Here is a 10,648-nt window from a genome sequence, read left to right as displayed (position 1 = left end):
CCTTCCGCAAAATTTGAGGTATCAAAATGAACCAGGAAATCACCAACAACCCGTTCAACCCGCTGACACCGCCGAAAGTCTTTGACGAGATCAAGGTTTCGCTGGCCAGCCCGGAACGGATTCTGTCTTGGTCCTATGGTGAGATCAAGAAACCTGAAACCATCAACTACCGGACTTTCAAGCCCGAGCGTGACGGTCTGTTCTGCGCGCGTATCTTTGGCCCGATCAAAGATTACGAATGCCTGTGCGGCAAATATAAGCGTATGAAGTATCGCGGCGTTGTCTGCGAGAAATGCGGTGTGGAAGTCACCCTGCAAAAAGTCCGCCGCGAGCGTATGGGCCACATCGAACTGGCCGCGCCCGTCGCACATATCTGGTTCCTGAAATCGCTGCCATCCCGCATCGGTCTGATGCTGGACATGACGCTGCGCGATCTGGAACGCGTTCTGTACTTTGAAAACTACGTCGTCATCGAGCCCGGTCTGACCGACCTGTCTTATGGCCAGATGCTGAACGAAGAAGAGTACATGGATGCGCAGGATGCCTATGGCATGGATGCGTTCACCGCGAATATCGGTGCCGAAGCCATTCGTGAGATGCTGGCCCAGATCGATCTGGAAGCCGAAGCCGAGCAGCTGCGCGCTGATCTCGCTGAAGCAACCGGCGAGCTGAAACCCAAGAAGATCATCAAGCGTCTGAAGGTTGTTGAGAGCTTCCTCGAGTCGGGCAACCGCCCCGAGTGGATGGTGATGACCGTGATCCCGGTCATTCCGCCGGAACTGCGCCCGCTGGTGCCGCTGGATGGTGGCCGTTTTGCGACCTCGGATCTGAACGATCTGTATCGCCGCGTCATCAACCGGAACAACCGTCTGAAGCGCCTGATCGAACTGCGCGCGCCTGACATCATCGTCCGCAACGAAAAGCGGATGCTGCAGGAATCGGTGGATGCTCTGTTCGACAACGGTCGTCGTGGCCGCGTAATCACCGGTGCCAACAAGCGTCCGCTGAAATCGCTGTCGGACATGCTGAAAGGTAAGCAGGGTCGCTTCCGTCAGAACCTTCTGGGTAAGCGCGTCGACTTCTCGGGCCGTTCGGTCATTGTGACCGGTCCGGAGCTTAAGCTGCACCAGTGTGGTCTGCCCAAGAAGATGGCACTGGAACTGTTCAAGCCCTTCATCTACTCGCGCCTCGAAGCCAAGGGTCTGTCTTCGACCGTTAAACAGGCGAAGAAACTGGTCGAAAAAGAGCGTCCCGAAGTGTGGGATATCCTCGACGAGGTGATCCGCGAACACCCTGTCATGCTGAACCGTGCGCCGACGTTGCACCGTCTTGGCATTCAGGCGTTCGAGCCGGTCTTGATCGAAGGGAAAGCAATTCAGCTGCACCCGCTCGTGTGCTCGGCCTTTAACGCCGACTTCGACGGCGACCAGATGGCCGTTCACGTCCCGCTGAGCCTTGAGGCCCAGCTGGAAGCGCGCGTTCTGATGATGTCGACCAACAATGTTCTGTCGCCAGCAAACGGCGCGCCGATCATTGTTCCTTCGCAGGATATGATCCTGGGTCTGTACTATGTGACGCTGGAACGCGAAGGCATGATCGGCGAAGGCAAGGTCTTTGGTTCGATCGAAGAAGTTCAGCATGCGCTGGACGCCGGTGAAGTGCATCTGCACACCAAAATCACCGCGCGGATCACGCAGATCGACGAGGAAGGCAACGAAGTTCAGAAGCGTTTCGAGACCACTCCGGGCCGTCTGCGTCTGGGAGCTCTGCTGCCGCTGAACAACAAGGCGCCGTTCGAACTGGTCAACCGCTTGCTGCGGAAGAAAGAAGTGCAACAGGTGATCGACACTGTCTACCGGTACTGCGGTCAGAAAGAGTCTGTGATCTTCTGCGACCAGATCATGTCGATGGGCTTCAAAGAGGCGTTCAAGGCCGGTATCTCATTCGGCAAGGACGACATGGTGATCCCGGGCGACAAGTGGGGCATTGTTGATGAAACCCGCGGTCAGGTGAAAGACTTTGAACAGCAGTACATGGACGGCCTCATCACTCAGGGCGAAAAGTACAACAAAGTTGTCGATGCCTGGTCGAAGTGTAACGACCGCGTCACTGATGCGATGATGGGCACGATCTCGTCTTCGGATCGGGCAGAGGACGGGTCCGAACAGGAGCCGAACTCGGTCTACATGATGGCGCACTCCGGTGCGCGTGGCTCGGTCACTCAGATGAAGCAGCTGGGCGGGATGCGCGGCCTGATGGCCAAGCCGAATGGCGACATCATCGAAACGCCGATCATCTCGAACTTCAAGGAAGGTCTGACGGTTCTTGAATACTTCAACTCGACCCACGGTGCCCGTAAGGGTCTGTCGGATACCGCTCTGAAGACGGCGAACTCGGGTTACCTGACCCGTCGTCTGGTGGACGTCGCCCAGGACTGCATCGTTCGCGAGATCGACTGTGGTACCGAGCGTGCGATCACGGCTGAGGCTGCGGTCAATGACGGTGAGGTTGTTTCCTCGCTGGCCGAGCGTGTGCTGGGCCGTGTCTCTGCCGACGATGTTCTGCGTCCGGGTACGGATGAAGTTCTGGTTGCCGCTGGTCAACTGATCGACGAACGTATGGCGGATACCATTGACGAAGCTGGTGTTGCATCCATGCGCATCCGCTCGCCTCTGACCTGTGAGTCGGAAGAGGGCGTCTGCGCCACTTGCTATGGTCGTGACCTAGCGCGTGGTACACGGGTTAACACCGGTGAAGCGGTGGGCATCATCGCCGCCCAATCCATTGGTGAACCTGGCACACAGCTGACGATGCGGACCTTCCACATCGGCGGTGTTGCCCAAGGGGGACAGCAGTCCTTCCAGGAAGCCAGCCAGGACGGTGTCGTTTCGTTCGAGAACCCGCAGCTTTTGGTCAATTCAGCAGGTGAAAGCCTGGTGATGGGCCGGAACATGAAGCTGGTGATCAGCGACGAACATGGCGAAGAGCGTGCCAGCCACAAGCTGGGCTACGGTTCGAAGCTGTTCGTTAAAGATGGCGCCAAGGTGGCTCGTGGCGACAAGCTGTACGAATGGGATCCCTACACCCTGCCAATCATCGCCGAGAAAGCCGGTACCGCGAAGTATGTCGACCTTGTTTCGGGCATCGCTGTCCGGGATGAGACCGACGATGCAACCGGTATGACCCAGAAGATCGTGATCGACTGGCGCGCCGCCCCCAAAGGCAGCGACCTCAAGCCCGAGATCATTCTGGTTGGCGAAGATGGCGAGCCGGTCCGCAACGATGCGGGCAACCCGGTTCACTATCCGATGTCGGTGGATGCGATCCTGTCGATCGAAGACGGTCAGCAGATCGAAGCTGGTGAAGTTGTGGCGCGTATCCCGCGTGAAGGTGCCAAAACCAAGGACATCACCGGTGGTCTGCCGCGTGTGGCTGAACTGTTCGAAGCCCGTCGTCCGAAAGATCACGCAATCATCGCAGAAGCCGATGGTTATGTGCGCTTTGGCCGCGACTACAAGAACAAGCGCCGCATCAGCATTGAGCCGGCGGACGAGTCGATGGAAACGATCGAGTATATGGTGCCCAAGGGCAAACATATCCCGGTCGCGGAGGGCGACTTTATCCAGAAGGGTGAATACCTGATGGACGGCAACCCGGCCCCGCATGACATCCTGTCCATCATGGGTGTCGAAGCGCTGGCGGATTACATGATCGACGAAGTGCAGGATGTTTATCGCCTTCAGGGCGTGAAGATCAACGACAAGCACATCGAGGTTATCGTGCGCCAGATGCTGCAGAAGTGGGAGATCCTGGATTCAGGCGACACCACCCTGTTGAAAGGCGAACATGTCGACAAGCAAGAGTTTGACGCAGCCAACGAGAAGACACTCTCGCGTGGTGGTCGTCCGGCTCAGGGCGAACCGATCCTGCTGGGGATTACCAAAGCCTCGCTGCAGACACGTTCGTTCATCTCGGCGGCGTCGTTCCAGGAAACCACCCGCGTTCTGACCGAGGCTTCGGTTCAGGGTAAGAAAGACAAGCTGGTTGGCCTGAAAGAGAACGTCATCGTTGGTCGTCTGATCCCTGCCGGGACCGGTGGTGCCACCCAAAGTGTCCAGCGCGTAGCTCAGTCACGCGATAACGTGGTGATCGAAGCTCGCAGGGAAGAGGCTGAAGCCGCCGCTGCTCTGGCTGCGCCGGTCATGGATGACGACATGGTCGGAGACGAGCTGGACGTTCTGGTGGAAACACCAGAAAGCCGCGAGTAAAGGCACTCTGATACCAAATGATGAGGCCCCGCGATTTCGCGGGGCCTTTTTTTGCTAACTATCAAACCGCGAGGTTCCTACTTCGCTGCAACAGCCGCTCCACAGCTCTTCTTTGAGCCCAAAGTGACCAATGCTGCGGAATTTCATCGGGGCGAACTCGGTTTCAGAACTGTCGGCAACTACTTTTTTCGAAAACTACTGAGCTTGCGGAGGGTCTTATGCAAAACAGTATCCTCTTTCTTTCTTCTATCTGAAAGCTCTTTGCCCAAGGCTTCCCTATCATCAGTATTTCCTGGCAGTCTTTTGACTTCGCCTGTTTCCCGGCCTTCATCATCATAACGTGACAATTGCCGCGACACCTCTTGCCTGAGAAACTCTGAGAATGTCGGCCATCTCGTAGCAACCAAATCGTAGTCACTGTTAATCAATTCGACTTCGCCAACGCTCGTGAGATACAGATGACCTTGCGAGTAGTAGGGGCCATTCATGGAACCCAAACCGAAGTGACCCTTCGGGATGAACTCTGGTCGGGTGTAGAAAACATTTTGGTATCCGATACTTACCGGTTGTCCAATACCTCCAGGTTCCCGGAGATTTTGGCCACCAGTAGCGCCGTGAAGTGAAATTCCCATGATATGTCCACCGTTAAACGATCCAAGAAAATCGCGATACGGTTGCGGCAAATATCGTTCGCTCTCCGCCTCTGCACTATCAAGCCTAGGGTCGGAAAGACCCGCATAAAATCGACACAGATAGGCGTGTGGTGCTTTGGTTGGAAGATGGCCGGTAGCGAATGCGCCCTCATCCGTTTCCAGATAACCCAGCCGGTCCCATCTACCGCGTATTGCTTTTGCGAGTTCTTTGATTGTCTTCGCCACATTTTCGTTACTCAAGGGCGTCACCATTTCCCGCTGTTGTCGGGCCTTAGCTACGAGCTTTGGCTAAAGGCCGCAATCTGATTGCCCTAATGGCGGCTTTTCCGCGATGCCGACTTTGAGCGAATACAGCAATTATTGCATCGCATCGTCGTTTTCTGGGTCGATACCCATTTTGACAAACCGTTTTCGGCTTCACCGAGAAGACCCCTGAACGATTGCCGATTTCACCTCGAGCACGGATAAAATCCACTTTGCTTGACTCCGGGAGATTGACATCTCTCCAGCTTGTAAGACCAATGCATCGACACCGTTACTTCGGACCCATTCGCCATGACACCAAACACAAAGGGCGCGCTGCTGATGATGGGCAGTATGGCGGCCTTTACCTTGAATGACACGTTGGTGAAAGTTGCTCTGCAGGACCTGCCTCTTTTTCAGCTGGTCGCAATCCGAGGGGTTCTGGCGGTTATCCTTGTTTATTTGCTGGCCCGATCCCTTGGCGCGCTGCACCTGAATTTTCCGCACCATGATAAGTGGCTGATCGCACTGCGTTGTATTGCCGAGCTCTCGGCGACGTTCTTTTTCCTGACCGCTCTGAAGAACATGCCTTTGGCCAATGTAACGGCTGTTCTTCAGGCGCTGCCCTTGACGGTCACTTTAGGTGCCGCGTTGCTTTTCTCGGAACATATCGGTTGGCGTCGCGCCTTGGCGATTGCACTCGGGTTTGCAGGGATGCTGCTGATCGTCAGGCCTGGTCCGGCCGGGTTCAGCGTGTATTCGGTTTACGCACTCATCGCGGTTGCCTCGGTGACGGCACGGGATTTGATCACGCGTCGCATGTCGGCCGACGTACCTTCTATGGTCGTCACGCTGGCGACGTCCGCATCAATTGCGCTGGCCGCGGCGGTTGCTTCGGTGCTCGAAGGGTGGGTTCCGGTTTCGGTCGCGACGGGATCGTTGGTTGCTGCGGCAGCCGTGTTCGTTTTGATGGGGTACTTGTTCAGCGTCATGGTTATGCGCCAGGGTGACGTCGGGTTCGTGGCCCCGTTCCGATACTCTAGCTTGATCTGGGCGCTGGGTTTGGGCTGGGCCGTATTTGGCGAATGGCCTGACAACTTGACGATGCTGGGCGCTGTGCTGATCGTGGGAGCTGGTTTGTTCACCTTGCTGCGGGGACGGTCACGTCAACCGGTCGAGTGAATCTTCCGGACCGTGTTTTGATCGATGGCAAAGCGCGCGACAAATTCGTTTTCGGCTTTAGATGATAAAAGCGGCAATTCTCGGGTGTCATTGCGTGCCTGATGGGAGTCGTTGAAACTGTTCAAGGCTCGCACCCACATTGGGGCGTCCGGAAAGCTGACCACGGGCATGAAGCGACCGATCCTGTTGTGCGTGAAGCTCATGATCGTTTGCGTGCACTTTCCCGCAACATACATTCCCAAACCCACGCCAAGAAGTGAGTTAAAGATCGGTTTTGCGCGCACACCGTCTGACCCGAACCGGGCAATAAACCCATTGTTAAAGTCGATGCCCACGGTTCTGTTGCGCTCGATCACCCCACGGCTGTCGTGGGCGGCAATACGCAGTCTTTCGACGAAGTCGACTGAAACGGCGTCATCGTCGTCATGGCGGAATTGAAGACAGGGCTTGTCCGGGTCTTTTCGGGATGAATTCAGCACCTCTTTCATCACCGTACGATGTTGGCCGGGTTCACGTCCGAGTATCCGGATTTGTCTGATACCAGCGGTCAAATCCATTAACCGGTCATAGGGCTCTTTCGGAAGGCAATTTCCGATCACAATCAGAAATTCGAAATCTTCGTCGGTCTGTTCCCGAATACAGGGCAAGGTAGAGGATTCGAACAAGCGAAACCGCTCGTCCAGTCGTGCGGGGCTGTACAAATAGCGCCGCCGCTCATCGATGGTTTCATGTTGGATTTGGTAGCCGCCAATCGCGGGATAGGAAAAGCGGCAGAGGCCGATGACTTGCATGATTTATCCACTGGCAGATCAATGCGCTGACTATGCCGATGTCATAGGTGGGCTGCAACCGACCAGGGCGCTGGAAACTTAAGACCTGCTTTGATAAATCAGTGCAATCAAGCTGGCAGGGTGTGCTGTTGACACTTCGGCCGACTCCCCCTATACGCGCGTCATCTCGGTACCGGGGGCCGCCCCATAACCGATTCCAGTAATGAACTGGTCAAGGCCCGAACACTTTTATCGTTCGCGCCCTCTGATAACAAACCGCGACGTTCACCTCGGAATGGGAACGCTCGCGGGTTTTGCGCTTGTGGACGCATAAGCGCAGCGAATTTAACCGCACGCATCGCGCGTGCATGTCATGTGTGTTGCAAAACGGGGATATAACCGGAATGCCAACGATCCAACAGCTGATCCGCAAGCCGCGGCAGCCGAAAGTAAAACGCTCGAAGTCCATGCACCTGGAGCAGTGCCCGCAGAAACGCGGCGTCTGCACACGTGTTTATACGACCACACCGAAAAAGCCGAACTCGGCGATGCGTAAGGTTGCCAAAGTGCGCCTGACCAACGGGTTCGAGGTCATCTCGTACATCCCCGGTGAAAGCCACAACCTGCAGGAACACTCGGTTGTTTTGATCCGCGGCGGCCGTGTAAAAGACCTTCCCGGTGTCCGTTACCACATCCTGCGCGGTGTTCTGGATACCCAGGGCGTCAAAGACCGTAAACAACGTCGTTCGAAGTACGGCGCGAAGCGTCCCAAATAAGAAGGAGAGGCTGATATGTCACGTCGTCACGCCGCCGAAAAACGCGAAGTCCTGCCTGACGCCAAATTTGGCGACAAGGTCCTGACAAAATTCATGAACAACCTGATGATCGACGGTAAAAAGTCGGTTGCAGAGCGCATCGTCTACAACGCATTTGATCGCGTTGAAGGCAAGATTAAGCGCGCACCTGTCGAAGTGTTCCACGAAGCGCTCGACAACATCAAACCGTCGGTCGAGGTTCGCTCGCGTCGGGTTGGTGGTGCAACCTATCAGGTTCCGGTCGAAGTGCGCCCCGAGCGCCGCGAAGCACTAGCCATCCGCTGGCTGATCACTGCTGCGCGTGGCCGCAACGAAAACACCATGGAAGAACGCCTCGCCGGCGAACTGATGGACGCCGTACAGTCCCGCGGTACCGCTGTGAAGAAGCGCGAAGACACCCACAAGATGGCCGAGGCGAACAAAGCCTTCAGCCACTACCGTTGGTAATTCCAGAGGCTTATCAAAATGGCACGCGATTATACACTCGATCATTACCGTAACTTCGGTATCATGGCGCATATCGATGCAGGTAAAACCACTTGCTCGGAGCGTATCCTGTATTACACCGGCAAATCCCACAACATTGGTGAGGTGCACGACGGTGCCGCCACCATGGACTGGATGGAGCAGGAGCAGGAACGCGGCATCACCATCACTTCGGCTGCGACCACCACCTTCTGGGAACGCACCGAAGACGGCGAAACCGCTGACTCGCCCAAGCACCGCCTAAACATCATCGACACCCCCGGCCACGTCGACTTCACCATTGAAGTTGAGCGTTCGCTGGCGGTTCTTGACGGTGCGGTTTGTGTTCTTGATGCAAACGCCGGTGTTGAGCCCCAGACCGAAACCGTGTGGCGTCAGGCTGACCGCTACAAGGTTCCGCGTATGGTGTTCGTCAACAAGATGGACAAGATCGGCGCTGACTTCTTCAACTGTGTTCGCATGATCGAAGACCGTACCGGCGCACGTGCTGTTCCGGTTGGTATTCCGATCGGCGCAGAGACCGAGCTGGAAGGCCTGGTTGATCTGGTCACCATGGAAGAATGGCTGTGGCAGGGCGAAGACCTGGGCGCAAGCTGGGTCAAAGCACCGATCCGTGACAGCCTGAAGGACATGGCTGACGAATGGCGCGGTAAAATGATCGAAGCGGCCGTCGAAATGGACGACGACGCGATGATGGAGTATCTGGAAGGCAATGAGCCCGACGTTCCAACCCTGCGCGCCCTGCTGCGCAAAGGCACATTGGAAATCGCGTTTGTTCCGGTTCTGGGTGGCTCCGCGTTCAAGAACAAAGGTGTTCAGCCGCTGCTGAACGCTGTGATTGACTATCTGCCCAGCCCGCTGGACGTTGTTGATTACATGGGCTTCAAGCCAGGCGACGAAGACGAAGTTCGTGACATTCCGCGTCGTGCGGATGATAACATGGCGTTCTCGGGCCTGGCGTTCAAAATCATGAATGATCCCTTCGTCGGTTCGCTGACCTTCACCCGGATCTATTCGGGCACCATGCAGAAGGGCGACTCGATCCTGAACTCGACCAAAGGTAAGAAAGAGCGCATCGGTCGTATGATGATGATGCACTCCAACAACCGGGAAGAGATCGAAGAAGCGTTTGCAGGCGACATCATCGCGCTGGCGGGTCTGAAAGACACGACAACCGGTGACACCCTGTGTGATGCGAAGGATCCGGTGGTTCTGGAAACCATGACCTTCCCCGATCCGGTGATCGAGATCGCGGTCGAGCCCAAAACCAAGGGCGACCAAGAGAAGATGTCCCAGGGTCTGGCCCGTCTGGCCGCAGAAGACCCGTCCTTCCGCGTGGAAACTGACATGGAATCCGGTCAGACCATTATGAAGGGCATGGGCGAACTTCACCTGGACATCCTGGTGGACCGTCTGAAGCGCGAGTTCAAGGTCGAGGCCAATATCGGTGCGCCGCAGGTGGCCTATCGTGAGACCATCGGCCACGAAGCGGAAATCGTTTACACCCATAAGAAACAGTCGGGTGGATCGGGTCAGTTTGCTGAAGTGAAAATGATCATCACACCAACAGAGCCGGGCGAAGGGTATTCCTTCGAATCTCGCGTTGTCGGTGGTTCGGTGCCTAAGGAGTACATTCCGGGCGTTGAAAAAGGGATCAGATCCGTCATGGATAGCGGCCCGCTGGCTGGCTTCCCTGTGATCGATTTCAAAGTAGCGCTGATCGAGGGTAAGTACCACGACGTGGACTCTTCTGTTCTGGCCTTTGAAATTGCCGCACGTATGGGTATGCGCGAAGGCATGCGCAAAGCTGGCGCGAAACTGCTGGAACCGATCATGAAGGTCGAAGTGATCACCCCGGAAGAATACACCGGCGGGATCATTGGTGACCTGACATCGCGTCGGGGCCAGGTGTCTGGACAAGAACCCCGCGGCAACGCCATCGCTATCGACGCGAACGTTCCGCTGGCCAACATGTTCGGCTACATCAACACTCTGCGTTCGATGTCGTCGGGCCGCGCCCAGTTCACCATGCAGTTCTCGCATTACGATCCGGTTCCGCAGAACATCTCGGACGAGATTCAGGCGAAATACGCATAAGCGAAATCAGGGAAGGGGCGTTCGACCTCTTCCCTTTCTCAATGACAGGAGGCCATCATGGCAAAGGAAAAGTTTGAGCGTAATAAGCCGCACGTCAACATTGGAACGATTGGCCACGTTGACCACGGCAAGAC

General features: G+C 56.2%; 7 protein-coding genes. 5 read left to right on the top strand and 2 right to left on the bottom strand.

Translation table 11 applies throughout. The features are described from left to right. Positions 1-26 precede the first annotated feature (26 nt). A complete protein-coding gene (gene rpoC / locus Q1B13_RS23105; RefSeq protein WP_299084692.1) occupies positions 27-4,268 on the top strand; it encodes a DNA-directed RNA polymerase subunit beta' in 4,242 nt (1,413 codons plus the stop codon). A 179-nt stretch (positions 4,269-4,447) separates the two neighbouring features. Here rpoC and Q1B13_RS23100 read toward each other — a convergent pair whose 3' ends face one another. After that, positions 4,448-5,161: an SMI1/KNR4 family protein gene (locus Q1B13_RS23100; RefSeq protein ID WP_299084689.1), complete on the bottom strand. Its 714-nt coding sequence runs from the start codon at positions 5,159-5,161 to the stop codon at positions 4,448-4,450. Positions 5,162-5,476: 315 nt separating this feature from the next. On the opposite strand from Q1B13_RS23100, the gene Q1B13_RS23095 reads away from it, so the two are divergent. Continuing rightward, a complete protein-coding gene (locus tag Q1B13_RS23095; RefSeq protein WP_299084686.1) occupies positions 5,477-6,346 on the top strand; it encodes a DMT family transporter in 870 nt (289 codons plus the stop codon). Here Q1B13_RS23095 and Q1B13_RS23090 read toward each other — a convergent pair. After that, positions 6,331-7,137 (bottom strand): putative rhamnosyl transferase, encoded by an 807-nt coding sequence (locus Q1B13_RS23090; RefSeq protein ID WP_299084683.1) that lies wholly within the window; start codon positions 7,135-7,137, stop codon positions 6,331-6,333. The two genes, Q1B13_RS23095 and Q1B13_RS23090, sit on opposite strands and share 16 nt — an antisense overlap. 383 nt (positions 7,138-7,520) lie before the next feature. Between Q1B13_RS23090 and rpsL the strand changes: the two genes are divergently transcribed. The 3 genes from rpsL to fusA are packed head-to-tail and all read left to right on the top strand — an operon-like array spanning position 7,521 to position 10,514. Beyond that, positions 7,521-7,892 carry a 30S ribosomal protein S12 gene (gene rpsL, locus Q1B13_RS23085; RefSeq protein ID WP_005621086.1) on the top strand — a complete coding sequence of 124 codons (372 nt, stop codon included), beginning with the start codon at positions 7,521-7,523 and terminating at the stop codon, positions 7,890-7,892. 15 nt (positions 7,893-7,907) lie between these two features. Beyond that, complete coding sequence (gene rpsG, locus Q1B13_RS23080; protein ID WP_113791688.1) at positions 7,908-8,378, top strand: 30S ribosomal protein S7; 471 nt, start codon at positions 7,908-7,910, stop codon at positions 8,376-8,378. Positions 8,379-8,396: 18 nt separating this feature from the next. Continuing rightward, positions 8,397-10,514 (top strand): elongation factor G, encoded by a 2,118-nt coding sequence (gene fusA, locus Q1B13_RS23075; protein ID WP_299084680.1) that lies wholly within the window; start codon positions 8,397-8,399, stop codon positions 10,512-10,514. Positions 10,515-10,648 lie beyond the last annotated feature (134 nt).

Source organism: uncultured Ruegeria sp., from assembly GCF_947489545.1.
Lineage (GTDB): Bacteria > Pseudomonadota > Alphaproteobacteria > Rhodobacterales > Rhodobacteraceae > Ruegeria.
Note: the sequence above shows the minus strand (reverse complement) of the source record. Positions and strands in the feature narration are given on the sequence as shown.

What these genes read in the sequence shown, in the direction of transcription:
- rpoC (WP_299084692.1), top strand. Translation starts at nt 27, where the DNA reads ATGAACCAGGAAATCACCAACAACCCGTTCAACCCGCTGACACCGCCG.
- Q1B13_RS23095 (WP_299084686.1), top strand. Translation starts at nt 5,477, where the DNA reads ATGACACCAAACACAAAGGGCGCGCTGCTGATGATGGGCAGTATGGCG.
- Q1B13_RS23090 (WP_299084683.1), bottom strand. Translation starts at nt 7,137, where the DNA reads ATGCAAGTCATCGGCCTCTGCCGCTTTTCCTATCCCGCGATTGGCGGC.
- rpsL (WP_005621086.1), top strand. Translation starts at nt 7,521, where the DNA reads ATGCCAACGATCCAACAGCTGATCCGCAAGCCGCGGCAGCCGAAAGTA.
- rpsG (WP_113791688.1), top strand. Translation starts at nt 7,908, where the DNA reads ATGTCACGTCGTCACGCCGCCGAAAAACGCGAAGTCCTGCCTGACGCC.
- fusA (WP_299084680.1), top strand. Translation starts at nt 8,397, where the DNA reads ATGGCACGCGATTATACACTCGATCATTACCGTAACTTCGGTATCATG.